This window comes from Glaciecola sp. 2405UD65-10 (assembly GCF_048820975.1).
Taxonomy (GTDB): Bacteria; Pseudomonadota; Gammaproteobacteria; order Enterobacterales; family Alteromonadaceae; genus Glaciecola.
This window is the reverse complement of sequence record NZ_JBMEUF010000001.1, coordinates 2,111,064-2,137,719: the sequence shown is the minus strand read 5'-3', so window position 1 is coordinate 2,137,719 and position 26,656 is coordinate 2,111,064. Positions and strand designations below refer to the sequence as shown.

24 protein-coding genes and 1 pseudogene are annotated in these 26,656 nt (G+C 40.3%); 11 read left to right on the top strand and 14 right to left on the bottom strand.

Features of this window, described 5'->3' with window-relative positions; all coding sequences use genetic code 11:
* Positions 1–186 precede the first annotated feature (186 nt).
* Positions 187–333: a hypothetical protein gene (locus ACOI22_RS09590; protein WP_420671802.1), complete on the bottom strand. Its 147-nt coding sequence runs from the start codon at positions 331–333 to the stop codon at positions 187–189.
* 590 nt (positions 334–923) lie between these two features.
* Between ACOI22_RS09590 and ACOI22_RS09585 the strand changes: the two genes are divergently transcribed.
* On the top strand, positions 924–1,136 hold the full coding sequence (locus tag ACOI22_RS09585; protein ID WP_420671801.1) for a hypothetical protein: 213 nt from the start codon (positions 924–926) through the stop codon (positions 1,134–1,136).
* Between the two features lie 19 nt (positions 1,137–1,155).
* On the opposite strand, the gene ACOI22_RS09580 is transcribed toward ACOI22_RS09585, so the two are convergent.
* The gene (locus ACOI22_RS09580; RefSeq protein WP_420671800.1) at positions 1,156–3,105 is read right to left on the bottom strand and encodes a putative bifunctional diguanylate cyclase/phosphodiesterase; all 1,950 of its coding nucleotides are present in this window, start codon (positions 3,103–3,105) and stop codon (positions 1,156–1,158) included.
* Positions 3,106–3,372: 267 nt separating this feature from the next.
* Between ACOI22_RS09580 and ACOI22_RS09575 the strand changes: the two are divergent.
* A pseudogene (locus tag ACOI22_RS09575) lies at positions 3,373–3,519 on the top strand (alpha/beta fold hydrolase); the annotation flags it as partial.
* A gap of 85 nt (positions 3,520–3,604) precedes the next feature.
* On the opposite strand, the gene ACOI22_RS09570 reads toward ACOI22_RS09575, so the two are convergent.
* Positions 3,605–4,891 carry an acyltransferase family protein gene (locus ACOI22_RS09570; RefSeq protein WP_420671799.1) on the bottom strand — a complete coding sequence of 429 codons (1,287 nt, stop codon included), beginning with the start codon at positions 4,889–4,891 and terminating at the stop codon, positions 3,605–3,607.
* A 39-nt stretch (positions 4,892–4,930) separates the two neighbouring features.
* Here ACOI22_RS09570 and ACOI22_RS09565 point away from each other — a divergent pair, with 39 nt between their 5' ends.
* Positions 4,931–5,059: a hypothetical protein gene (locus ACOI22_RS09565; protein WP_420671798.1), complete on the top strand. Its 129-nt coding sequence runs from the start codon at positions 4,931–4,933 to the stop codon at positions 5,057–5,059.
* Complete coding sequence (locus tag ACOI22_RS09560; RefSeq protein ID WP_420671797.1) at positions 5,028–5,879, top strand: LytR/AlgR family response regulator transcription factor; 852 nt, start codon at positions 5,028–5,030, stop codon at positions 5,877–5,879. The genes ACOI22_RS09565 and ACOI22_RS09560 overlap by 32 nt, the downstream gene beginning before the upstream one ends.
* Positions 5,880–6,006: 127 nt before the next feature.
* Here the strand turns inward: ACOI22_RS09560 and ACOI22_RS09555 are convergent, their stop codons facing one another.
* The 7 genes from ACOI22_RS09555 to ACOI22_RS09525 form a co-directional block, all read right to left on the bottom strand.
* Entirely contained in the window at positions 6,007–9,561 is a 3,555-nt protein-coding gene (locus ACOI22_RS09555) for an ABC transporter permease/M1 family aminopeptidase (RefSeq protein WP_420671796.1), read from the bottom strand.
* 11 nt (positions 9,562–9,572) lie between these two features.
* Positions 9,573–10,460, bottom strand: a complete 888-nt coding sequence (locus ACOI22_RS09550) for an ABC transporter ATP-binding protein (protein ID WP_420671795.1) — start codon at positions 10,458–10,460, stop codon at positions 9,573–9,575.
* A gap of 222 nt (positions 10,461–10,682) precedes the next feature.
* Positions 10,683–11,657, bottom strand: coding sequence for a 23S rRNA (adenine(1618)-N(6))-methyltransferase RlmF (rlmF, locus tag ACOI22_RS09545; protein WP_420671794.1), 975 nt, complete (start codon positions 11,655–11,657; stop codon positions 10,683–10,685).
* 188 nt (positions 11,658–11,845) lie between these two features.
* Entirely contained in the window at positions 11,846–12,745 is a 900-nt protein-coding gene (locus tag ACOI22_RS09540) for a TSUP family transporter (RefSeq protein WP_420671793.1), read from the bottom strand.
* Between the two features lie 78 nt (positions 12,746–12,823).
* Entirely contained in the window at positions 12,824–13,360 is a 537-nt protein-coding gene (locus tag ACOI22_RS09535; RefSeq protein ID WP_420671792.1) for a hypothetical protein, read from the bottom strand.
* A 418-nt stretch (positions 13,361–13,778) separates the two neighbouring features.
* Entirely contained in the window at positions 13,779–15,662 is a 1,884-nt protein-coding gene (locus ACOI22_RS09530; protein ID WP_420671791.1) for a CocE/NonD family hydrolase, read from the bottom strand.
* 130 nt (positions 15,663–15,792) lie between these two features.
* Positions 15,793–16,773 (bottom strand): fatty acid desaturase family protein, encoded by a 981-nt coding sequence (locus tag ACOI22_RS09525; RefSeq protein WP_420671790.1) that lies wholly within the window; start codon positions 16,771–16,773, stop codon positions 15,793–15,795.
* Positions 16,774–16,983: 210 nt separating this feature from the next.
* Here ACOI22_RS09525 and ACOI22_RS09520 point away from each other — a divergent pair, with 210 nt between their 5' ends.
* Together ACOI22_RS09520 and ACOI22_RS09515 are read left to right on the top strand one after the other, a co-directional pair.
* A complete protein-coding gene (locus ACOI22_RS09520; RefSeq protein WP_420671789.1) occupies positions 16,984–18,345 on the top strand; it encodes a beta-ketoacyl-[acyl-carrier-protein] synthase family protein in 1,362 nt (453 codons plus the stop codon).
* Positions 18,346–18,412: 67 nt separating this feature from the next.
* Entirely contained in the window at positions 18,413–18,964 is a 552-nt protein-coding gene (locus ACOI22_RS09515) for a PaaI family thioesterase (RefSeq protein ID WP_420671788.1), read from the top strand.
* A gap of 46 nt (positions 18,965–19,010) precedes the next feature.
* On the opposite strand, the gene ACOI22_RS09510 is transcribed toward ACOI22_RS09515, so the two are convergent.
* A complete protein-coding gene (locus ACOI22_RS09510; RefSeq protein ID WP_420671787.1) occupies positions 19,011–19,529 on the bottom strand; it encodes a cupin domain-containing protein in 519 nt (172 codons plus the stop codon).
* Between the two features lie 161 nt (positions 19,530–19,690).
* Entirely contained in the window at positions 19,691–20,230 is a 540-nt protein-coding gene (locus ACOI22_RS09505; protein WP_420671786.1) for a prepilin-type N-terminal cleavage/methylation domain-containing protein, read from the bottom strand.
* A 507-nt stretch (positions 20,231–20,737) separates the two neighbouring features.
* Between ACOI22_RS09505 and ACOI22_RS09500 the strand changes: the two genes are divergently transcribed.
* From ACOI22_RS09500 to ACOI22_RS09485, 4 genes are all read left to right on the top strand, one after another.
* Complete coding sequence (locus ACOI22_RS09500; RefSeq protein ID WP_420671785.1) at positions 20,738–21,292, top strand: type 1 glutamine amidotransferase domain-containing protein; 555 nt, start codon at positions 20,738–20,740, stop codon at positions 21,290–21,292.
* 27 nt (positions 21,293–21,319) lie between these two features.
* Positions 21,320–22,000, top strand: a complete 681-nt coding sequence (locus tag ACOI22_RS09495) for an SDR family oxidoreductase (protein ID WP_420671784.1) — start codon at positions 21,320–21,322, stop codon at positions 21,998–22,000.
* A gap of 280 nt (positions 22,001–22,280) precedes the next feature.
* Positions 22,281–23,036, top strand: a complete 756-nt coding sequence (locus ACOI22_RS09490; protein WP_420671783.1) for a gamma-glutamyl-gamma-aminobutyrate hydrolase family protein — start codon at positions 22,281–22,283, stop codon at positions 23,034–23,036.
* Positions 23,036–23,734, top strand: a complete 699-nt coding sequence (locus ACOI22_RS09485; protein ID WP_420671782.1) for a TVP38/TMEM64 family protein — start codon at positions 23,036–23,038, stop codon at positions 23,732–23,734. The genes ACOI22_RS09490 and ACOI22_RS09485 overlap by 1 nt, the downstream gene beginning before the upstream one ends.
* A gap of 84 nt (positions 23,735–23,818) precedes the next feature.
* Here the strand turns inward: ACOI22_RS09485 and ACOI22_RS09480 are convergent, their stop codons facing one another.
* Positions 23,819–25,141, bottom strand: coding sequence for an OmpP1/FadL family transporter (locus ACOI22_RS09480; protein WP_420671781.1), 1,323 nt, complete (start codon positions 25,139–25,141; stop codon positions 23,819–23,821).
* Between the two features lie 170 nt (positions 25,142–25,311).
* Entirely contained in the window at positions 25,312–25,821 is a 510-nt protein-coding gene (locus ACOI22_RS09475) for a pilus assembly FimT family protein (protein WP_420671780.1), read from the bottom strand.
* A gap of 154 nt (positions 25,822–25,975) precedes the next feature.
* Here ACOI22_RS09475 and ACOI22_RS09470 point away from each other — a divergent pair, with 154 nt between their 5' ends.
* On the top strand, positions 25,976–26,560 hold the full coding sequence (locus ACOI22_RS09470) for a DJ-1/PfpI family protein (protein ID WP_420671779.1): 585 nt from the start codon (positions 25,976–25,978) through the stop codon (positions 26,558–26,560).
* The last annotated feature ends 96 nt before the right edge of the window (positions 26,561–26,656 follow it).

Here is a 26,656-nt window from a genome sequence, read left to right as displayed (position 1 = left end):
TAAAATAAGAAGGTTGACGATATAAAAATGGTCGATGCCGATTCATAATTAGCGTCAAGCACTAGTTCGTCTTATTATCGAGTTCGGAGAGCGTCTCGAGAAACATATTAAGTCATAGTAGTTACACGAATTCTTTTACGGGCTTCTAGAAACCATTGTTAAGCGTTTTCTATACTGGTTTTGTAATTACTTATATTGCTTGCTGATAGCTCTATCAGTATCGCGAGATTGTTCAAAGTTCTTCTTTCTTTCAGCCATAATCAGCTTTCGCGCGACAGATCTAGCAGCGGTAGCCCTTGCATTTTTTAATATAGCTCTTTCTTGTTCAGACATATAACTTCTCTTATCAATTTGTGATTAACATAAACTCGACACATTTTTCCATTATTCATAATAGATGGGCTACTAAGCACAAAGATTCCTAATATATGAAGATACAGTGTCATAAAGTAAGTGTTTAGCCAACACCGTAACGTCTGTTAATTAGCTGATTTTTTGAAAGTAAAGTGGATTGCAATCGCTGTAGAAATAATGTCAGTTGCAATATAAAATGTTTGATAGAAAAATGTGACCAAGCTTTTTTCATCGAAACGAAAACGTTATTTTGAAGTTTTGATAATGACAAGGTGGTATCAATATCAGTGTTTTTATGACAGTTTCTTGTGCAGCAAATTAGTATATTCACACAATTTGACAAAAATTTATGACAACTGTTATATTTGTACTTGATCTTATAAACTTATTAACTTAACCCATTGATATACAGTTACTTTTAAAAATTAATAACTAACTTAGTCATAAATTTATACCAAGGGTAGCGGCACATAGCCAAAGCGCTAGATGGAGGTTACTGGCTTGGTTTTGCTTCACCTCGCTCTAACTCGTTAGACAATTTATCAAACTCTCCTTTTTTACGAAAAGTAGTGCAACGCTTGCCGGCATTTATGCGTCCTAAAGCCTCTAACTATGGGCACGTTATAAAGATAAGTGAAAAAGGAAAGGTGATTGTTGATTTACAAGACCCAAGTGGTGCTTACCCCCTCACTACTGGCGTACTAGAGACCGCTGATAAGCTATACATTAGCAGTCTAAGCGCCCCGCACGTGGCTGTGCTTAATAAAGCCAATTTACAATGAGCATAAGCAATTTGATGCCTCAATAACAAAGAGACGGGTCTGGTTCATGGTTTTTAAACTGTTTAAATACATCAAACTCATCGGCTGGAACTGGTTTTTGAAATAAATAGCCTTGGCCATAGTGACAATCTAAGTTTTTTAAATATCGGTAACACTCTGGTCTTTCAATACCTTCGGCTATTATTTCCATGTTCAGTTCGTGCCCCATGGCAATAATGGTTGAAGCTATAGTATTGTTTGCAGGCATAAAGCTTTTATCAATTTTTAAAACATCAAAAGGTAAGTCTTTTAAATAACTCAAACATGAATATCCGGTGCCAAAGTCATCTAACAATAACTTTGTACCCAGTTTCGCGAGTTCGTGTAACGTAGCTATACAGGTTTGGTCTTCGGTTATGGCAATGTTTTCGGTAATTTCAATGTGTACGCATTTAGCTGGCAAATTGTAAGAGCGTAATGTGTCAGCTAAACGCTTAGCAAAGCTAGTATCTTTCAACTGTTGCGACGACACATTAATTGCCATAATGTGATCAACGGCACCTTCTTTATGCCAAGCTTTACATTGCAAACACGCTTGCTCTATTACCCAATCACCTATTTCAATTATTTGTCCTGAATGTTCCGCAATTGGTATAAATTCATCGGGGCCAATTTTTTCACCACTAGCTGTTGTCCAGCGCAAAAGTGCTTCACTCCCCACTGTGCAGCCATCAGATAACCTAACTACGGGTTGATACACTAAGCTAAGTTCATTATTAGCAATGGCACTATGAAGTAGATTCGCCAAATTTAATTTACGATTCTGCTTGCTTGCTGATTGTTGATCATAGGGCTGGAACTGATTCTTGCCCGCATTTTTAGCTTGGTACATGGCAGCGTCAGCGTGCTTTAAGAGTGACGTTGTATCGCTACCGTTATGGGGATAGCAAGCAATGCCAATACTTGCTGTAATCAGCACTTCCCGTTCGCCTAATTGTATTGGAACGTTTACCGCATCTATAATTCTATGCGCAATAGGGTCAATGGTTTCAATTGAATCAAAGTTGTCTGTAACGGCTACAAATTCGTCGCCACCAAAGCGCACTATAGTATCGTTGTCTCGAAGTGTGTGAGAAATACGGTTAGCCATTTCAATTAAGAGTTGATCCCCCACTGTATGGCCAAGCGTGTCATTAATGTCTTTAAATTGGTCAAGGTCTATAAACATAACTGCAAACTGCGAACGTCCTCGAACTGCTTTAGCTATGGATTTGTCAATTGTGCCTTGAAGTAGATTCCTGTTGGGTAAGCCAGTTAAGCTATCGGTGTATGCCATTTCTTTGTTTAGCGTTTCACTTTTAGCAAGCGCGATCATTGCCTCTTCGCGCTTAGTAAGCACAATTGAAACAGCACGTGATAAATAAATAGCAAAGCATATGACGCAAAACGAAGATAAAATTATTAAGCCTATTGTCATGCTTGCAATAGAGCGAAGTGTTTTTTCAACAGGGGCTTCGAAGTCAATTGAATTTTTTCTAAATGCCTCGAGCGCCTCCACTAATTGGCCTTGCAACACTTCCTTTGTAATATTACCAGCCTCATAAACTTCAATAAAATTGAGTGTTTTGTTGGCCATCACTATATCGTTTTTGCAAATATCAACAATTGATTCAGTCCCAACCCAGCGCATTATGATCCGTTCTGATTGATTAATGTTTGCTAAGCATTCAATTGGCTGCTGGCGAATATTAATGATTGCTGAGCGAACATCTGCAATATTTACATTCTGATTTGTTTGCAGAAGCTTGTTAGGAACCGATATCAGGCTATTTAGTTCGTCGGTATATTTAAAATGGCGAATGTTTAGTTGGTGAAAATAACTGCTTTGATTCAGGGTGAAAAAACTATAAACCATTAGCATAGAAAATAGGAAGAATACGATTGTTAGATAAGGAAGAGCTTTTTTGACGCTGCGGTTTTTTAAAATCATTATTTAGGTAGCTCGTTTTAATTGCCTGTGATTGGGTGTTTTAACGCTTCAGCTCCTTCATTTAACTTATCGACCACCATTGATAAGACCTTAGCCTCTTTGCGATATTGCTACCGAAGCCTGTCACATCAATATTCTTAATAATGGAGGGAGTTTACCGCCTTCGCGGTAATGACAAAGGGGGGCGGCAATAACTAGGGGACGGCAATAACTAGGGGACGGCAATAGCTAGGGGCGGTAATGACAAAGGGGGAGGGATGACAAAGGGGGCGCTATGATCAACTAGGTAAAAAGGCCGCTTCACTTATTCCTAATGCCGAGCTTTATGAACTTAATAATTTGGGCCATTTTCCCCACATCGAAGACTTTGAGCGTTTTAAAGCTGTTTTTAAACAAGCGCTGGCAACGGAGTAATTAAGCGCAGCATATTAGCTACGCTCAATAGTTATATTTGTAAAGCAAATACCATTGCAATAAACGGCCAGTGAGCCATCACAAGTTAAAAGCTGGCTAGTGTTAAAATTAGCGGAAAAATAATGATAAAAGCAATGGTATACCCAAAGGTTCTAACTAACTGGGGGTAGCTTTTTGCCTGCTTCATGCCGAATAACGGGCGTAGCAAACTACTGCGGCGAATTGTTTCGTAACATAACATGCAGCCGGAAATGGTACCTGCAGTTACTAGTACGGGTTCAATTATGAATCCAAAGCGACCTAAATCGATTTGAGAAAGTACAAACCCTATCACTATTATTATGCTTTGATGCAATATGTAAAATGCATATACACCTTGTGACCAATACGAAAGCTTAGGAGAGTTTTTATTTAAGTATGTGTAGGCCAGTGCTAGCAAGGTAAATACGCCTAATACTCTTGATACGCTATAAGTTAGTAAGCCAGCAAGTTGCAACATTGGGTGTGCTGTTTCGCCATAAGGTAGCCACATAAATTGATAAAAGCACACAAACAAAGCGAGTACTAAGGGTGTTATTTTAAGCAAATTGGGTAAGTGTTTACGTAATTGTTGCCAAAATGAAGGTGAACAAGCATTCAAGTAACCGTATATCATGAATAAGAACCCTAGTGGGTATCTACGCGTTTCGGCGTCCCAAAAAATGTGTAAAAGGAATACAGGTAAACAATAAATGATGAGCGCTAGGGGGGCTGGACTACGGTTGACCCAGTCTATAAATTGTTCTGTTTTGTTTGCATTTAACAAGGGTAATAGGCAAATGAGTATGAGTGAAAACTGCCATAACGAGCGCAAGTACCATAAATGATTAACATCAATGTGTGGCCAAATTCCAGCTTGGTAGCTAGTAAATATTGAACTGTTTGCAGAGAAAAATTCTAGTAAAAACTCCCAATACGATAGATCTAAACCTGATTTTTGTGTCATCTCTACATATAATTGCGGCGGAACTATCACTAAAATTCCAAATAGGAGCGGCAGTAGTAAGCGTATTGAGCGTAAAAATATGAATTTTTCAATGCTTACTTTTACCAACAAAAACCTTATAGCGACACCTGAAATAAACCACAAAATAGCCATACGCCAAGGTGATACTAGCAGCATTAGCATCTCTAAGCCCTGCCATTGATACTGGCTTTTAAAGTGAAATTCCCAATTAAGCACATACAACATGCCAATGTGATAAAAAATTAGAAGTCCAAAAACGCCCACCCGTAGCCAGTCTAGATCGAAGCGCCGGCTAAACATGTTTTCATTACTAGGTATAAAGTAATGCTTGATAATTGCCCGTATATTGTTGATGCTACTATGCATATAAAAACTCTTAAATTTGAACTGGTTAGCACCTAAAGTGTGACACAATTAAATGCCCTTCAATTTGCAAAAGAGTTAATTGACGGCTATTGGGGACAAGCGGTTGCCTGCTGTGATGAAAATTTAACGGAAAACTATGAACTACCTTTCTCACTTTCAGCGATATAAATTGCGCTATGAAATTTTAATTGTTACTGCCTACTTTTTAATTAACGCAACAATTATAGCTACCTCGGTTTTAATGGAACAAAGGCGCGAATCTAGCGGTTTATTATTCAGCGCATGGGAGCCTTTCGTTTGGGAGTATTCAAGTGCATTAAGTACCTTGCTCTTATTTCCGCTTATTGTTTATTTACTCAAAAAAGAGCCAATTCAGTGGCAAGCTCTAAGACGCTCAACATTTATTTATTTCATAGCTTCGCTTGTTTTTTCTTTAAGCCATGTGGGTTTAATGGTGGGTATGCGAGAAATTGTATATTTAGCCATAAATAGAAATTATGACTTTGGCAACGTAGGGTTTGAACTGCTATATGAATACAGGAAAGATTTATGGAGCTTTATCTTTTTTGTGTTAATAATTAAAGGCTATCAATTTATTGTTATGCATTTGCAAGGTGAGGCTAACCCAGTGATGCATGGTGAAAATACTAAACCTGCCAACAATTTAGACCGCCTGTTAGTTAAAAAATTGGGCAAAGAATTTATTATAAAAATTGATGATGTAGAGTGGTTGGAAGCGTCAGGTAATTATGTAAATTTACACATTAATGAAAGAATTTATCCAATTAGAGCAACCTTAACCGCCTTAACAGAGCAGATTAAAGATAAAGGCTTTTGCCGAATACATAGGTCTTACGCGGTGCGATATGACATGGTGGAATCAATCACGCCCTTAGCTAGCGGTGACAGTGAAATGAAATTAAAAAATGGCAAAATGCTTATGTTGTCGCGCCGTTACAAAGATGCCTTTAAGCGCGAGCTCACATAAATTCAAGCTATCGTGGCTTATTGAATATTACTTTTTTAAGGTATTGAGCGCGAAATTATTCGCTTGTTATTAAAGCGCCGCTAATGGAGCGGCGCTTACCTTCACAATATATTAGACTGTAAGATGGCTATAACTTTTTCACGTTATCTCCGCTGTCGCGGTCAATCAACTTAACGAAAGGGTCAACGCCTACATATGTTGGCATGTCTGATACCGTTACTTTTATAGTATTTGAGCCTGTTTTAATTTGATGTTTCGCTTTATATAGCACTTGAGCATCATCGCTTAGCTTAGCAGGATCTTCACTAAACACAGCAATATCAACCCATTCATCAAGAGCTTGCTCAGTTTCCATTCCTTGCCCATCGGCGGAATATTTAGCGCCAGTTACTACCATAGTAATTTCATATTCCTCTTCTAGCGGCTCTGCTGCTACATCAGCTATCTTAAGATCGTACAAGGTTATTTGCTCAAATAAATCTGCAATAAATAGCTTTTCCTCTGGCGTGGCTACGGCATAAAGAGCCTCTTGTAAATCAAGGGTAGTAGGGTAAGGATTTGACTGATATCTAAATTCATCAACCATTTCCTTAAGGGCTGTGTTAAGACGTTTTTCGCCCAAGCGGTCTAGCACAGACATCATTACCACCGAGCCTTTACGGTAGTGAATATATGGCTGATTTTCAGCGCGCATGAAAGGCATTTCCTCGAGAAATTCGCTGCTTCTACCGCGTAAATATGAATCAAGTTCATACTTAAGGAAACGTCGAATTTGATTTTCGCTATAGCGATTTTTTAACACCATAATTGCGCTGTATTGTGACAAACTCTCCGAAATTACTTGGCTTCCCTGCACATTAGCTGCCCCTACCTGGTGCCCCCACCATTGGTGAGCTACTTCGTGAGCGGTAACATAATACACATAGTCAATATCTTCAGGATCTCGCAAGTCAGCAATGAAGCCAATGTTCTCAGAATAGGGTACGGTATTGGCAAAACTTTGCGCAAATGAGCGATAACCTGGAAACTCAATAATACGCATTTGCTTATGTTGGTACGGGCCAAAATTGGCTTCAAAATAATCCAAAGAATCTTTCACACTTTGAATCATAATATCCACATTCCAAGCATGCTTAGCATCATAATACACTTCAATATTTACGCCCTTATGCACATCACGCTTTACTTCATGCTTAGCAGACAAAAAGGAAAAGAACGCCACCATAGGAGCATCCATTTTGTAATGAAAATATCTACGACCATTTTCAGTCCATTCTTTTTGTAGGTAGCCAGGCGCAATCGCAATTTGTTCTTCAGAAGTGGATACTGTTGTTTCAAAGTCAATGAAATCAACACCGCTACCGAAGAAATTTTGAGTGTACTTACTTGTATCTTCAAGCTTATTCGTTCGCGGACGTTCGGGTAAATCGCGTTTACGACGTTCGTGCCTATCGCTAATCAACCAATCAGTGTTGAAACCAAATGAAGGAAATAAGGAATAGTTGTTTATGAACGTGCCATTTTCGGCAAGTTCTAAATCAAAACCGCGGTCTTTAAAGCCTTTGTGCTCTCGCACCACACTAATACTGCCCTCTAGTTCTTCTCCTGGCGCAAGTGCTGGGGAAAACTCAAGCCAAGCTGTGCGATAGCCCTTTAGTACTTCAACTACTTCTGCTCGTGCTAAATTTATTTCCCATGTTGGTGTGTGCTGTGGAAGCGAAACTAATACTCGTTCAATGGGCGTTTCGCCTTTGTTTTTAAATGCAATATCTGCGCGGGCTTCAATTTTTCGTTCATGAGGAAAAATATCAACCAAGGCATTCACCGCAGTCACAACGGGAATGTTGCTATGCTCATATTCTACAAATTGGCGTTCATATTCGGCCTGTTGGTCAAGGCCTTCATCTCGGCCAACAAACTCATTTAACACTTTGGTGTTGTAATGAATAAAACCACCCGTAGAAAAGAATACTATTAAGCTAACTGTTAACAAGGCTTTGCCGCTTTTACCCAACTGGTATGCTAGTAACTTAATGCGATCTTTGAGTTTAGTTTCAGGTCCTCTTTGCCATAAACCGTAGCCAATTACTGATAATGCTAAGCTTAAAGCCCCCCAATAAAGCATGTACCAATTGAAACCAGTTAAGAACCATCCGTATCCATTAAGATCAGAATAAAGCACGCTAGGACCATAACCAATATCCCACATATTGTGCTCTACACCCAACTGCTCAAATACCATGTTGGCAATAAGATATGCAGAAGCTAATAACATGCCTAAATATTTATTTGGGCTTAATACCTGAATAAAAAATACCAACACAGTGAGCCACATCCAAGGGAGCAGTTCTATGTAGAATAGCCGGCTGATATATAGTCCTAGTTCTAAATTTGTATAGCCGCTAGTTAATTGGTAAAAAATGGTAAACAACATGCCTACCAAAAACAAAACGGCTAATACAGCCCACATTGACAGTAACTTTGATACCCAAAATACAGCATTAAATACAGGCGTTGAATCAATAATATCGCCCATGCCGCTGCTGCGTTCACGCCATACTATTTCACCGCTGTAGTAAATGAGTACTATAATCATAGTTAGGCCAAAGTTATCTACAATGGCACCCACCATGGTTTGGGTCAGGGGCATGTTGTTGGTGCCGTATGCTCCTCCGTATGGTACTGCGTATAATGACGTTAAATTAAATATGCTAAATAGCACTAGTACCAGCATTGCGGGGCTAAATAGCACTTGTTTCATTTCGAAAGCTAGGGTGGTCGTAAATTTTTGCCATTGGTGTTTAACTGAAGCTTTATACGCAATACTGTTTCCAATTGGAGCAGCCTGCTTTGACGCTTTGCTCGCTTTAACTTTTTTGGTGTTTTGCTGCCATTTGAACGAAAACAAGTTACCAAAAATAAGAAGGGTGGCGCTGCCTATACCCAACCAAAGCAAACGGTTTTGAAGTAGCACACCATCAAGCGCAATCACGCTCACGTTTTTATCAAATACGGTCCAATAGCGAGAAATTTCTCCAAAAGTACGTAAAGCAAATGGATCAAGGAGAGCGGCTATTTCTCTAAACTCAGGTTCACTGGTTAGCGTGCCACCTACAACATACACAATAAACACCCCTAAAGCCGTTAAATAAGCGGCCATCATTGAGCGTACACGCTGCGCAAGTGCGTAAAAAATCATGCCCAAGGATAAAAAGCCAGGCACGGTTATATAGAAGTAAATAGTAAAATAAAACGCCAGATTGGTTGGGCCTACGCGCTCAGGGTCAACCCATGGCATGATGGAGCCCAAAAAGATACCAACAGGAACGGCTGCGAATACCGTTAATGTAATAAGTAAAGAGCCCAAAAAGCGTCCTAACTGATAATGCAGGGGATTTATTGGCTTGGTATAAATTAATTCACCCATTTTAGATGTGTGATTGCGAGTAGCCGTACCAGCAATAAAATTTACCAACAGAAACAGCGCAAATACGCCCATAATTAACATGGTTTGTGCAATGGCAAAACTTCCGTTGTACAAAACATTACCGCCACCGCCAATGCGCACGCTATCAGTTGCGGTGGCTAAAAAGGGCAGTAAGAAAAACACTAATGTGGTAACAATGAACGAAGGTTGGCGTAAGTAATAACGCCATTCAAAACCTAGAGTGGGTAATAACATAACAGCGCTCCTTATGCCGCTTTCGCGCTGTTTTTACGAGAATTGTATAATGTTGAAAAGTACACATCTTCTAAGTTTGCGGGAGCGGGGTCAAAGCCCTCAGGCGCGTTGTCAGACATAACATGCACTACATGTTTGCCGGCAATCAAGCGTGACGAAATCAAACTATATTGCTGCTCAATTTCTTTAAGCTCTTCCATGCTTACTTGCTTGCACCAAATACGCTGTGCCAGTTGGTGCGTTAGCTCAATGGGATTACCTTCAAGTAATATTTGCCCTTGCCCTAGTACCGCCATATTAGGGCAAAGTTCTGAAACATCCTCCACAATATGGGTAGATAAAATAATCACTTTCTCTTCACCCAAACTTACAAGTAGATTATGAAAGCGATTACGCTCTTCAGGATCAAGCCCCGCAGTGGGTTCGTCAACAATAAGTAAATCGGGATCTCCAAGCAAAGCTTGGGCTATACCAAAACGTTGGCGCATACCACCAGAATAACCACTTACGGCTTTGTCTCTGTGCTGCCAAAGGTTAGTGTGTACCAACAAACCTTGTACAGTCTCTTTGCGCTCAGCTTTATTACTCAAACCTTTAAGTATGGCTAGATGATCTAACAGCTTCTCTGCACTTACTCGCGGATATACACCAAAATCCTGTGGTAAATAACCTAAACGCTCACGCAATTCATTAGGTGAAGCGAGTACGTCAATGTCATTAAATTGGATACTGCCTGAATCAGGAGATTGTAAGGTTGCAATGGTGCGCATAAGAGATGATTTACCCGCACCATTAGGGCCTAATAGGCCAAACATCCCTTTAGGTATTTTTAAATTAATACCATCAAGAGCACGTACGCCATTGGAATAAGTTTTAGTAAGTTGGTTAATGCTAAGCATGCGAAGTAGTCCCTTATTGTTCTTGTTTGAATTTTATACTGTATAGTTTTAGCACGAATACTGAACAATGATGCTTTTTAAATGCAACAAAATATGTCTAGCTGAAGAATTATTATATGAGGGGAAAGGTTTTGTATTACCTTTTGAAAAAGCACTAGCACACTCAGTAAACATAAATAGCCAATTTATTTGATAAATACGCTGGCTAAATTACAATTTAAATTACACTGACATAAACGTCCAAGCAACGAACCTGCTGAGCTTTTGTCCTTGTGCCATGTTTACTATTTTATACTCGTTAACATTGTAGTATTTAAGGCTAGTTTCTATCGCTTTTAAATGCTCACCTTTTGACACCAAGCAAGTAAACCAAACTACCTGCTGCTTAAATTGCACGCTCTCAATTATCATGCGCTGAATAAAGGCGAGTTCGCCGCCCTCGCACCATAACTCATTATGAGTGCCTGCAAAGTTAAGTGCGCTGTTAGTGCCCTTATTCTGAGTTTGTTTTTTACCATTGCGTTTGTGCTTATTATCTTTCAAGCCTTTCGCTTTGCGTTCACTGCCTAGTGCGGCATCTTCGGCCGACTTATGAAACGGAGGGTTACACATAGTAAATGTAAAATGTTCATCTGGCTGAATAATATTACCAAAAATTTTTGATTTATCAGTTTGCTTACGTACTGAGAAAAGGGGAGTAAGGGAAGGATTTTTGGCAGCTAATAATTCGGCTGATTTAACTGACACCGCATCAATATCTGAGCCTACAAATTCCCACCCATAAGTGTAACTGCCAATTATTGGATAAATAGCGTTTGCACCCGTGCCAATATCTAGCCCGCGTATTTTACTTTCTTTGGGTAAAGCTTTGGCGTTTGATTGAGCTAATATATCGGCTATGCCATGAATGTAGTCAGCGCGGCCAGGTACAGGAGGGCACAAGTATCCAGGGGGGATATCCCAAGTTTTTAAACCGTAATAGTGCATAAGTAATGCAGCGTTTAGTGCTTTCACCGCTTGGGGCTTGGCAAAATCGATGCTTTGCTTACCACTCTTAGCATTCACAACATATTCGCTGAGTGCAGGGTGCGCTTTGCATAAAGCTTCCATGGGGTAGCCATTTTTATGCACATTTCTGCTGTGCATTGAAGGGGCTTGCTTCGCGCTTTTACTGCTCGGCTTTTTATTTGTTGTCAAAAAAGTGCCCTCAATGATGTTTAGAATTTCATAGTAATAACAAGCTATTCAATGTGCGGTAGTGCTTAAACGAACTTTCTGAATCTTTACTTAAAAGAACGCATGGGTGCATCAATTACTGATGCGCCTACTCTAAAGTGATATCTCTTAATTTTTTCTAGCACTTCGAGGATTCATTGTTTAAAAACTCAAGGAAAAAGTAAAGCTGCAAGGCCCATTATTAGTATCCAAGTGGCAAAGAATATTTTCAGCCTTATGGGCGAGAAAAACAAAACCACATGCTTGGCTATTATGCCTCCGGCAATAGCGCCACCACCTGCAAATATAACTATTTGCCAATACACCGCTTCAGAAACGGTTATGTGGTAATACATAGCGGTCCAAACACTGAAGGCTGACAATATTACCGCTAGGGCGATGGCAAAATTAATACTAAAACCGCGCAAAATAAGATACACAGCAATAATTTCTCCTACACCCACTGACAACCACGCGGTAATTATTCCCCCTAAATAAGCAATAAAACAGAGTGCAAGTGCATCTACTAAAGCAAATTCAAATTTTTGAGCTTGGCGCTTAAGAAGAGGAATAGAACCATAAATTGCAAGGGCTAAAAAAACTGAGAATAAGCCAAAATAGAAGTGCAAACGTGTTTGCACTGTATCTGTATATTCACCCAATAGAAATTGAGCGCTTAGTATTCCCATTGCTGCAGGCACAACGGTATATTGCAGCCCTTTATTTAATCCCTTCCACTGGGTATCGTTATGGCTTTCTTTAATAGATTGATAGTGCCTATACCAAGTAATAGCACCTGCGGTCATACCGCAACATTGAATGGCAAAGCTTGTAGCAACAATAGTTTGGCTTGATAACGCAAGCTGATTAAAAAATGGTACAAATACCACACCACCGCCTGCACCAGTAGCATTAGCAAAGATTGCCCCAATAAGGCCTAGGAATGTAAAGCCGCCATATTCGAGCAACAGCGTAAAACTGCCACTGAAAATGAGTAAGCTTAACCACGTTACTAAAAGCGCAGTTTTTATAGGGTATGCTTTAATTGTTGTTTTTATTTCGGCTAACAATAAAAATCTGCCATAAACGTAAGTAATAAATTTAACTTATAAAACGATTATATTACGGCTTGATAATAGGTTTATAAGTTAACGCGAGCCTTTTTGACAGTTGAAATAATATAGAATTGTTAATAAAAAGAAAAACGGAACAGTAAACTCCATAGATTCTTCCGCCATGGAAGCGATTAAATCAGCTTGGTCACTAATTTGGCTTATTCCCCAATCTGACAATTTTCGGCCTAATCCATCAATTGATTTTGACAAGACTAAAAAGCCGCCAGCAAATCCAATACTCCAGGTTTTAACTGACCAGTCAAAAGCAAAAACTTCCGCGAGAAACGTTCGCCCATGACGGCGAACTATCGTTATTAAGGCGAGTAAAATAAAAAGTACAATAGCCATGGCAATCACTTTTCCCCACCAACTTACGTCAGGGTGTACAAGGAATTTACTTTTCAACACGCCAAAATTTGTGAAGCGTTTGTCAAAATCAAGCTCCCTTGCGGCAAAGGCCAGTAGTACTGTTGCAAAGTACCAGTATTTTTTTAGGTAAGCGGCTCCACCTTTGAGTAACATAGTAAATACACAAAGTAAGTAGCCCACTACTGTTAAATTTTCAATCACGCCATTCTCTTTCATTAGTAATGCGCGTGTTTGTGGCTCAAGATAAAAAGACAGGCCAAATAAAAAACAGGTCAAAAGAACAAGAGCGACAACAGAAAAGCCGTATAAACGACTTAATTTCAACTCAGAGCTTAAAGGCAAAACAGATTTCATAACACAGAATAATTACACTAAAATGACAGTTGCGAGAGGATATATATCTTAAGAAGCAATGTCTAATTATAGAGGGATCTATTTAGTTAAAAATTGCATATTGCATAATATTTACGCTAATTGAGATGTGAGCTTCAATCCTGCTTAGTTTTATTTATTTTGCAAAACGTAATACAAAACATCCACGCTGCAATAGCGTGGGTGCTTTGTTGAACTCAAAGGTGAGTAAATTTACAGCTAGCGATTGAACGCCTGCCCTTAGTGCTTAGTTGTTTACTACAGGCAGAACTAAGTAAGATGGGTATTCACTTGAGTGGTGAACACTATTTGTTGCCACTACGCCTTCACTTTCATCATAATTATTGCCGCCTGTATTCAAATTACGAGCAAATTTTGGAAAGTTCGACGAGGTAACTTCAACACGAATGCGATGCCCCTTTTGAAATTCAATACTGGTGGTCATTGGTGTCATGTCGAGTTTGTACACTTCGCCGGGGGTCATCATCACCTGTGTGTTATAACCCTCTCGATAACGTGCACGCATAATTGTGTCATCAATAATATAAGCGGTGCCGTCAGGAGCCACATCTACCAATTTAACCGCGAAGTCGGTATCTTTTGCGCTTGATGATACATGCAACACCGCATCAACGAAGCCGGTAACCTCTAGTGCTTCATTCAGCGGTTCGCTGGTAAATACTAATACATCGTTTCTTACTGCAATGCTGCGTTGGTCAAAGGCGCCTGCTTCAACTAAGCCGCCATTGCAGCAATCACCGCCACCAATAGTAGGTACCGGATTCATGGGATCGTAATAAAAGGTATCTGAGCCACTATTTGGCTTATCAAAGCTGAGTTTGCCATCGCCGTATAGGCTATTAGCCTGACCACCAGAGTTTAAGTATATTTTGACGTCTTTAGCCGCTTTTGGTGGCCATTGAGTATCAGCCTGCCATTTGTTTGCGCCCATTGTGTAATACTGCACTTTAGGCGTGTTTTCATCAAATGCTTTGCTATTACCCATTAGCCATTTGTCCCACCATGACCAAATAAGAGCGGTATCGTCAAACGAAGTATCGCCTAAGTTACGGTCGCCACTTACAAAATCAGGCCCCAATCCAGCAAAGCGGCAATGGTTATTGGGGGCAACAACCACATATTGATTTTCTCGTACTTGCGCTGTATTGCCGTTCTTAGTGGCATGATTAAATAATGCCATATTGGGTCCAATAGACACGTCATACCATGAATTAAACCATAAGCTTGGCACGCCCCAAGGTTCGTTATCATGATACAAGCCGCCCTCAAACCAAGCTTTTGAAGCCGGTGTGCGTTTAACTAATTCTTCGAATGTACCTTTGGGTTCGCCCAAACTACTCAATAGTTCTTGTATGGGCAAATGTTGAATTTGTTTCGTCCAATCCACAGAAGGTTTATTCGTTTTTAAATCATTGTATTGTGCAATATGCGTTCTAATTTCTGGTGACAAACCTTCAGGAATTTGGGCGCGTAATGGATTATCTACACCGTACAACCATATGAAGAACAGCATGCGCTGTACACCACCGGTATACCAATTACCCTGTTCATGAAAATCACCCACACGGCCAATGCCGGCACCTGAAGCTTGGGGGATCATGGCTACGTGCGCTGGATGATCCATGGCCGCTAGCCCGTGTTGCCACTCGGCGCTTGATGAGCAACCAATGGTACCTATTTTTTCGTTTGACCATTCTTGATTGGCTAACCAGTCAATTGCATCAACGCCGTCTGTTCGGGGGTATCCAAGTATTTCAAATTTTCCCTCAGAAAAGTAACGTCCTCGCTCATTTTGCATAACATAAGCATAGCCCCGGCTTACCGCTTCTACAGCACTTCGCAAGCTACGCGCATTTAAGCTATTCATATTATATGGCGTTTTAACAAAAATCGCGGGCACTGGGCCTTTCGCATTCTTTGGACGGTAAATGTCAGTTGAAAGTCCAACACCATCACGCATAGGCATAAGAATTTTGGTTTCAACCACAGCAATTTCATTGAGTAACTTTTTTAGAGCGGCTTCGCTGTAGTTTGAATAATCGGTGGCGTGTGCAAAAGATGCGAAGAATACTGATATTGTCCAAAGTAAAAAAATACGAGAACGTTTCATTTGACTTTCCCTAAGTAGTAATGAAATTTTACTATAGCACATGAATTTGCCAAATCATTGACAATGTAGGCTAATATTTATACTGCTGGTAAGTCGTATGTAACGTTAATATTTGTATTAAAATGGCCGTTTAAGCGCTCCCCACCATAAGCCCTTTTTCTTCGTCCCATACCTTCAACGCGAAGCACGCTTTTATATCTTTAAATGACCACGATGTAACATGAGCAGGTGCCAGTTCGGGTATTTCGCGCATCACCTCTGGCAGGCGATAAAACGGTATACGATGGTTAAGATGGTGTATATGGTGGTATCCAATATTCGCTGAAAACCAATGCATAATGGGTGACATTTCCATATAACTAGAGCAGTGCAGGGCGGCATGAACTGGCGTCCATTCAGCATTTGATTTTAACTCAACGCCAGGGAAATTATGTTGCGCATAGAATAGGTAAGCGCCTAAGCAGCCGCCTATTGCTTGAGGTATAAGTAAGGCATATACGTAAGTTAAAAAACCGAAGTAATAAACTACAACACTGCTAATGGCAATATACGCTACCAGCAATATTATGCCGTCATAATTTTTTTTGATGTTTCTTGCAACTGACGACACAATCATGCCCAATATAAACACGGTGAACACGCCAATCAACATATTGAGTGGGTGCCGTAAAAATAAGTAAAAGCTTTGTTCTGCCTTACTCATTTTTTGCCATTGCTTTTTGGTAACCACGCGATATGAGCCAATATGTGATGAGGTAATTTTCGCGTTGTGCGCATGATGATAGTTGTGTGTTTCCCGCCATACATTTTTGGGCGTTAATATAAATACACTTACCACCGAGAAGAACGGCTTCGCCCATTTCTGTTTATGTAAAATAGCGCCGTGCATGTAGTCATGGTAAAGCACGAATAATCGAAGCAATAACAGGCCAGCTAAAACGGCCAATGCTATATTCAAAACAATAAAAGGCGCTGCAGCGGCCGCTATTGCTGTTACAGCAAATAGCCCTGAAGTACTCAAAACTGCCCATGTGCTTTTACTAATATCTTCTTTCGTATATTGATTTACCTTGCGAATCAATAGCTTTTGTTCAGAACTGAGTGATTTCATTTAAAGATGTGCCTTGTTACGCGCTAGGTAAGATTATAAACGAATTGATGGTACCACATCGTTTTAAAACGATACATTGATGCAGCGCCACATTTTCGGCGAATGTGAATAAACGCTGTAACAAAACTATTTATCAATATAGTATTTGTTCGAATATTTTAAGCATTGGCATTAAACATTAGCCACAACAATAGAAGGAGTCTTGGGTAAATGAAGTCTAGCCGTCGTGTAGTGATCACCGGCATGGGTGCCTTGTGTAATATTGGCACCACCGTTGATGAAATGTGGGCAAGTGCACTCAAGCGGCAATCACAGGTAAGTAACATTCCAAAGCAGTGGCAGCTCTTTAACGACTTTAAATGTGAAGTGTGGGCACCGTTGCCACCTTTAGATTACGCTGCAAGAGGCGTAACTAAAGCGCAGCTACTTAAAACAGATCTTGTTACTGTGCATCAATATATTACAGCGACTGAGGCGCTTAAGCAGGCTGGGTTTACTTTTTCAGAGGGTGACACAAAGCGCACCTTAAAAATTAATGAGCTTGATAATACACAGCGAATGGGCGTTATTACGGGTACGGCTGTGGGTGGCATCACAACTGCGTTTAACAATCATTCTTTATTAGTGCTAGGTAAAAACAAGAAAGCGCTTGAGGGGATGCTTAGCGATGAGCAAAAGCAAAGCTTGCACTTTCAAGATTGGCTTGCACCTAGAAAGTTGAACCCATTTGCCATTCCTATGCTGATGTCAAACGCGGTATCGGCATTTTTGGGAATACAATTTTCCATAAATGGGCCGAATCAAACCATTGATTTAGCTTGCGCAGCAGGTTCAAGTGCAATCTTAACAAGTTTTAATGCCATTAAAAATGGGCTTCTTGATATTGCGCTAACCGGCGGCTCAGAATATTTAAATGATGATTATGGTGCTTCGTTTAGAGGCTTTGATGTATCAGGAACCTTGACCCAAAACAAAGGGGATATAACCTTAGCCAATCGCCCATTTGATAAACAAAGAGCCGGGTTTTTATTAGCCGAGGGAGGCTCTGGTGCATTGGTGTTAGAATCGTATGAGCATGCGACCAAACGCGGTGCAAATATTTTGTGCGAAATAGTGGGGGGTGGTAACACCTTTGATGCATTTAGCATGATGCAACCTGACCCATGCGCCAAACAAGCACAAATTGCCATAGAGCAGGCGATATCAACTGCAAACATCAGCCAGCAAGATATCAATTATATTAACACTCACGGCACCGGTACCATTAGCGGTGATGAATCTGAATCAGCACTCATAAAAAGGTTATTTGGCAGCAGGCCGCTAGTGGCGTCAACAAAAGCATTAACTGGGCATTCTATTGGTGCCGCGGGGGCTTTAGAGGCTATTATTACGGCTAAAACGCTAATGCATCAACAGGCTCATGGCATGCCGAATTTGGAAGAGCCTATCAATGACTTAAATTTTGCAGTGGAATCACAGCCTGTAGAGGCTGAATATGGCTTAAGCCAATCTTTTGCTTTTGGTGGCCATAATATTGCGTTAATACTTAAACGCATCAATAACGAAAACTAAAAGAAAAACAAGCAAGGCAGTAGTTAAGGCTCCTGCCATGTTTGTTTCACTATACGGAAAATAATCAATGTTCAGTTTGTTCTCACTTCCCGAAGCGTATCGATTTGTGAAGCGCCATCAAAAGGGAAAAGAAAGTCTAAAAACACGCTGGATAAGACGTGTGTTTAATATTATACCTAATCACTTTTTCTCAGGAGGCCGGGTTATATATTTGTCGCCATGTATGACTAAGGGCATAGTCACCCTGCCATATTGTTATAGAACAATAAATGCATTCGGTAATTTTTTTGGCGGTAGCATGTTCTCGGGTACCGACCCTATGGGGATGGCCTTAGTATTTTTAAATATTAATTGGAAGCGCTACTTACCTATAGATAAATCGAGCACTATAAAGTACATCAGGCCAGGGAAGCGTCGTTTGTATGCCATTTTAGAATTATCAAATGAAGAGAAAGCCCTCATCAACAAAACACTTGAAGAAGAGGGGCAATACTTATACGTATGTAAGATAGACGTGGTAGATGCCAACCTTAAAGTGTATGCAAAAATTGAGAAGGTAGTGCACATTGAGTGTAAAAAGCGCTTGAAATCTCGTATTCGGAAAAAAACGCTTGTATAACTAGCCTCGCAAACTCATCTTGGTGAGTGTTTAAGTATGAATGAAGCTACTCAATGTTTGCTAATTGCTCACTATTTGCCAATTTCTTAATAATAACTTCGTGCTGCGGAAATTTCTCGAGGAGCTCATGCTGATAAATTTCAATCATATCTTCAGGCTCCCAGCCGGGTGCTACCGCTTCGCTCACTAAACCATATTCTCCAGCAGTTAGCTCTGCGGCTTTATATGTCCCTCCGGGAACCGCTAACTGTAGCTGTTGCCCATTCGCTATATCTGGGCCTACCACTACTTTTTCATAGCGTCCATCAGGATAAATCATATGATACGTAATAGGCGCTCCCAAATGATAAAACTCAATCCCATCAGAGTGCTTCGTATGGAAGTGATCAATGCTGTTGTCATTACTTAGCATGTAATAAATAACGGACATGGTGGTGCGCTCACCACGGGCGGTGTTTACCATGTCACGGTGCTCGGCTTTAAAGCTTTGGCGAAAGTAGCCGCCTTCAAAATGATGGCTTAGTTGAAGTTGCTCAATTACTTGTTGTTTAGTTAAATTTTTCATTCTGTTTACGCTAATTTCATCCTGGTAGAAAACGAGTTTACCTTCATTGGAGTAGCTTAAACGATAATAGAAAAAAATATAAGTTTATTATGGGCTTGCTTATCAATATAAGGGCTGTGATACAACAATAGGGAGCGTTAAATAAACGACAGCGTTGGCTCTTAACAGCCTGTTGTAATTGCGCCAATCAGAGGCTCATTTCCTGCTGAAGTTTGATCATAAATATAATAGGCATAACAACTATCGTTTCCGGTCGTGCTTCTAGGATACATAACTAAAGCTAAGTTAGCGCCTGTAGCGGTAATAGTGCCTGAAATATCATGCGACTCATCTACACAAAAATCATTTGTGCAAGACGCGCTGGCAGAAGTCATGGTTACATTTGCTTTTATCATAAATTCGAACGCACTGTTCCAGTCGTGATGTGGGTAGCCATAAGCAACTGATATCGAATTGCCTTGTTCGTCAGTTATTGTGGTGGAATTCGTGGCAGCTCTTCCCTCTAGTGTGACCTTACCATTGACCATGTCACTGGCTTTTTGTAAGTGGTTTGCCATACTTTTTACAATCGATGCATTAGCACTACCTTGTACATTTAAGAATCTTGGCAATGCCACGGCTGAAAGAATACCCAATATTACAATTACGATAATAAGTTCTATTAGTGTAAAACCGGATTGTCTTACAGAATTGTTGTTCATAGTTAAATGCCCTACTTTGTTTATATAGCCTCTTAATAGAGACGGTGTAAAAAACCTTTCAATTATGTATCTTCCATATGACTAAAAACTATAGCGTTTTTTTCTTATTTGAAGGTTATTTTTATTTATCTTTAGGTATGCAATTGTTTACACGTAATGAGGTGATTGACCCAAATAAACATTAGTACCACCACAGAACCGTTATAATTTTTAAAGCACTCAAATGACGGCTAGGCTTTATCAATGAACTATTGGTTAAGTACGATGTAATATCCTACTCAGCTAGGCTGAAACAAGGATGTAATTTTTACATCCTTGTTTCACAATTTCATACCAACATAATTTATTTATCTATCTTAAATAGTTCATCCCTTTGCGAGTGCCCACTACTAATGGCCTTGCTTAATAATTAACACTTGGTATAGGTGTTGCTATTTACTCGCTGTAAAGGCTCGCACACACGGTGTGTTGGCCACAAATTTCTACAGTAAGTAAATGGGAGAAGAAATGTCTAACAATTCAATGCTAAACAACAAAACTCTGGCAATAATTGCAACAAACGGTTTTGAGCAAAGTGAGTTATTTGAACCCAAAAGTAAACTCGAAGCCATGGGGGCTCAAATTCATCTTATTTCGATAGATGACAACCAAGAGATTCGCGGCTGGGATGAAAAAGACTGGGGTGAATCAATCTCAGTTGATAAACAAATTGAACAGGCTAAACCCAGTGATTACGATGCCGTTATTTTGCCGGGCGGCCAAATTAACCCCGATGTTTTGCGCACTAACGATAAAGTTATTAGCTTTATTCGAGCAAGCTCGCAAGAAAATAGAGTGAAAGCGATAGCTGCTATTTGCCATGCACCATGGTTATTAGCAGAGGCTGATATTGTAAGAGATAAAAAAATAACTTCGTTTCCAAGTATTCGTACTGACATGCTAAATGCTGGTGGCCTTTGGGAAGACGAAGAGGTAGTGGTGGATGGTAAGCTAGTCACTAGCCGTAACCCAAATGATATCCCCGCCTTTGTAGAGGCTATCAAAAGCCAGCTAAGCGAATAAAACTCATCTAACTAAAGGAGTAATTTAATGGATAACGAAAAAGTAGTACTAATTACGGGCGCATCAAGTGGTATTGGTGCGGCTACCGTTGATAAAGTGGTAGAAGCAGGCCACAAAGCAGTAATTACAGCGCGAAGCACTGACAAACTTAAAGATATAGTTGAGCGTTGGGGTGAAGATAAAGTATTAGCAGTAACAGCAGATGTTACGCAACTAAGTGAACTTGAAAATGTTGTTGAAAAAGCAATAGATAAATTTGAGCGCTTAGACGTAGTATTTGCCAATGCTGGCATGGGGGCCAATTCATCGGGCATTGAACAAGGTGATCCAGATGAATGGAAAACCATGCTATACGTCAACATTAATGCCTTGCTATATACCGCAAAAGCCACGCTCCCCTCACTCAAGCTTAATAAAGGGCACTTTATTATTACTAGTTCCATAGCGGGTAAAATAGCGTTGAAAGGCTCTGTATATGGCGCTTCTAAATGGTTTGCATATGGCTTTGGTCAAAACCTTGCTGCTGAAATGTCAGAATGGGAAGGCCGCTGCACTACAATATGCCCAGGTATGGTGAATACTCCATTTTTTGATGAAGCAAAGCCTGACAAACTCGACCCAGAAGATGTAGCCGATGCTGTTCTGTTTGCCATTTCAGCAGACCAACGCTGCGACGTAAGAGAAATCACCTTAATGCCTACCAAGTAGGCTTATTTAACAAGGCGGCATGTTAGCCGCCTTTTTTATTCTTATTTGTTCTGCCTTTGTGAAGCATTTACACGTTCACAGGGTAAACCTTTCTGTTAGTCATCTTATTTCAAAATAAAACATCCTCTTTCAAGATACGGCGATTCACTAAATATTTCATACAAATCAAAACCTTAATCCATTCAAAATATTGTATTTTTGATTAGGCTTAAAACTTGCTGAGAACTTACCTTAATAACGATTGAGTTAAAAATGTTGTAAATATTGAAGGTTGTAGAAAATGAACGCAAATAAAAAAGCACGAATTGCAGTAACAGGGCCTGATAAGTCAGGCACAACTGCTTGGTTGTTCACGGCTTTAAACGTAAAACTGGCCGGTGGTGAGCCCATAAGAGTTCGGCCTAGTTCATTTGATGGTAACTTTGATTTTGATGGCATAATTATTGGTGGAGGATCAGACGTCCACCCAGACAATTTTGAAGAAGAAAAGCTTACCAAAGCTAAACGTTCGAATTCACTCAAAATAAAAGAGCGTATTCTATACCCAATGGAATTGCTTAATCGTATTGTAGCGGGAGAGTCTAAGTACGATAAGCCCAGAGATGAGTTAGAGAAGCGCTTTATAAAATATGCGCTTGATAACAATAAGCCAATTCTTGGTATCTGCCGAGGTCATCAGCTTATTAATGCCAGTTTAGGCGGCACAATGTACACATCTACCTTGCCATTATTAAAAAACGATGCGCGTATAAGAACCCCCTTTCCGCAAAAAGAAGTGCTGTATACCCAAGAGGATTCATTAATTGCGGATATAGCAGGCGATGACCCACTAAAAGTAAACGCAATCCACTCACAAGCCATTGCTAGGCCGGCTGATGAACTAGAGGTTACGGCTAAAGAGAAGGCCGGCTTGAATCAAGTTATTGAAAGTAAAGAAAACAAACAGGTGCTTGGCGTGCAATGGCATCCTGAATACCTATTTTATATGAAAGCACATAGAAGTATTTTTGAGTGGTTAGTGGAAAAGGCGAAATAATGAAAAACATAAACATAATAAAGATATTTGCAGTAATAGCCGTAATTGGAGCGTTGGTGGCAGTGTATTTTTTCACGCCTTTGAGTGAATACCTCAAAATAGACAAAATAACCGAACTCACCAATGACGTGCCAGAAAATGCCTTAACCGCAATCATTTTTTTAGCTATTTTCTTTGTTGGCGGCGCAATACTCATACCTGTCCCGCTAATGGCATTTACCGTTAGCCTCGTATTTAATATTTGGATTAGCTTGCTTATTTGTGTAGCGGGTTTTTTATTGGCCAGTCTAAGTGGTTATGGTATTGGCAGGGCGCTAGGGACTAGCTTTTTTGGTGAAACCGTTGAAAAGCACTTAAACAAAATAAAAGACAAAATTGATGATAAAGGCCCTTGGGCTGTACTTGCATTAAGGCTTGCTCCAACACCGCCATTTACTATTACCAGTATTATTGGAGGGTCACTTAAGCTTAACTTTTGGAAGTACTGCATAGGATCAACGCTTGGCATAGCACCATTGGCATTAAGCGCAGTATTTTTTGGAAAAGGTGCTTTGCGAATGATGAAAGAGCCGTCAGGACTCGCAGCCACATCTATTGTTGCAGCGGTTATTTTGTATGTGGTTTACCGTGTTATTAAGAAAAAACAAACCGGCGATGATGCTGAAGAGGGCGATAGTGCGGAGAACTTACAAACCTAAAGCATTGAACTAATTGGGCACGCAGTACACATAAAAAAGGGCATCAAATATTGATGCCCTTTTGGCTCACTAAAAGTGAGTTATTTAGAAGCTAGTATTAATTTGCAAACTAAATACATTTGCTTTGGCATGCTCGGTAGCTGAAACGTCACTCACTATTGTGCCTAAAGCGCGTTGCTGGCTCACCTCAGCTGTACTGCCTGTAATATAAGCATAGGCCATATCAATGGTAGTGGTTTCGCTAAGCGCGTAAGTGGCACCTACGGTGTACCAATGGCGGTCAGTATCAGGAATACTCAATGAACGATGCTCTGTTGTTACCGCTCCGTTGTCAAAAGCATAACCTGCACGTAATGTTACTTGGTCATTGTATAAGTAAGTTGCGCCAAGGCTAAAGCGGTAAGAGTCATCAAAATCTTCTTCTTTTAACAGTAATTCATCACCACTGTCTAATTCAGCATTTAGTTTATCAAATACGCTCCACTGAGTGAAAACAACACTGGCTTGAACCGATAGTTGCTCGTCAAGCTTTTGATCAACGGCAAGCTCAGTAATAGAAGCTAGGTCTAAAGACAGCGAACCATCTTGGTTATATAATTCAGCTACTGCTGGGATAATAGCCCCTAAATCAGACTCAATTTCACCTTCAAGATCTAATTTGGTTTCGCTGCGGTAACTAAGCGCTAATGTTGTGGTGTCAGTTGCCTGCCAAAAAGCGCCAACGTTCCAGCCAAAACCAATATCATCACCCGACATTTTTATTACTGTTAAATTGCCTAAAGCTTCACTGCCTAGCAAGGGGCCAAATATTTGCGGAATTGACGTACCTATTTCAGCTTCAGCGTAAGTTACGCTTACACCCAAACCTAGGCTTAATGTATCAGATACTTTATAAGCGATAGCTGGATTAATGGTAAATGACATGACTTCAGCTTCATCTGCAAAGTGAAGTGCGTTAAAGCTATCACTGTAGTCAGTTGCAAGGCCGTAGTTAGTAAACGCACCTATACCCCATGACATTGTATCGTTTACAGGAGCGGTATAAAAAATAGATGGCACAAAAGCGGCGGTGGCAATATCTTCTTCGCCTATGTCATAGGTGTTTGCAAATACCGATTCACCGCTTTGGTTAAATACCGTAACGTCCATATCGCCGCGAATATCAATGCTAGGGTTGATATAGCTTATTTGAGCACTGAATTGAGGGGTATCAAAAGCGATAATTGCCGCTGGGTTAGTCGCAAGAATTGTTGCGTTTTCTGGCATAGCTGCTTGACCCGCCATTGCGCGCCCAAAACCATTGGCGCTATGCTCATTTACTTGAAAACCCGCAGCGAAAACTGAAGAAGATGCCGTAGAGGCTAGCGCAACGCAAACAGCGGCGCGTAAAGAAAAATGTTGCTTCATAAATTACTCTTTATTGGATGGAAAAAATGCAGGCGGGCATTTTACGGCTCCTGCATCTTATGTTCAACGCAAGTTAACGATATTTACGCTCTTTTATCGCATTTTTTACAAAGTTAGCGACATTTTAAGCGAAGTTGTGAATTATTTATTGTTAATTTGGGGTGTTTTTGTTAACACTCGTCAAGTTGTGACTCAATTAACGGAGTATCTCCACTAAATAAGGCTTGGGAATATCTAATCTCGCATTGATTTTCTATATAGTCTTCATTGGGGCGAAAGCGTAGTCCATTTCTCCCATCACTCACGTATGTTGTTATATGAAATTCGCCTCCCTCACTAATATCGGTAGCGTTCACCATTCGTGCAATTCCACCTGGTGTGTGGCGCGGGTACCCATAGGCTAGGGTAATAAATTCGCCTTGCACTAGTATGCTGTTATTCAAACCGTTACCTGGTGCTGCTTCTTCATCTACATCACAAGTGCTATCAGAAAGGCACTTCGAAAAAGCTAAGCGACTACCTGATTGAATGGCACCGTAAAGCCCTTCTAACGCACTTATACGTGCATCACGGCCAATATCTAAAAAACGAGGCGCAGCCACCACAGCAAGAATTCCAAGAAGCACAATTACTATCACTAACTCTACTAAGGTGAAAGCTACTTGCTGTTTTCGATACATTCATTCACCTCAAACTACGTAACTGAATACTTTGATAGTGTTCGCCATGGCTACCACTACATGCTATTGTTTTTATTATTGTGCTTATATATTGAGCAATCAAGTATTTGCCTAAATCTTTTTTACCGAGCGTAAATGCTAAGAGGAGCGCGCATTGAACGTAGCAATATACATTTACGAAAACGCTGAAGTACTCGATTTTTCTGGACCTTTTGAAGTGTTCTCCACAGCAAACAGATTTATACCACCTAAAAGTGCATTTAATGTATTTCTCATTGCACAAAACCTCGAGCCAGTGCTTGCCCGAGGCGCTTATAGCGTTAACCCTCATTTCGATTTTGATGAACACCCAGATATAGACGTTCTTATTGTGGTGGGCGGAATACACACCGGCGAATTAGAAAAGACCGAAGTACTAGAGTGGATCGCGGCAACTTCACAAAAGGCTAGCTTAGTTGCATCAGTTTGCACCGGTGCGTTTATTCTAGCTGAAGCAGGTGTGCTTAAAGAGCTAAAGGTAACAACGCATTGGGAAGACATTCAAGCGCTTCGTGAAGACTACCCCCTACTTACTGTTATTGAAAACACGCGCTGGGTGGATGAAGGTAAATTTGTAACATCAGGCGGGATTTCAGCGGGCATTGATATGAGCTTGCATTTGGTTGCTAGGCTTTTAAGCGCGAGCACTGCTGAACAAACTGCGAAACAAATGGAATTTGACTGGCGCAAAAATGGGTAATATGTCAGTCGGTAACTGCATCAGTAGTCACTAGCCCTTTAAAACGCTACCTCAAAATTACCTTATAAGTGGCGTAAATTGTGCACGAAGTTTAAT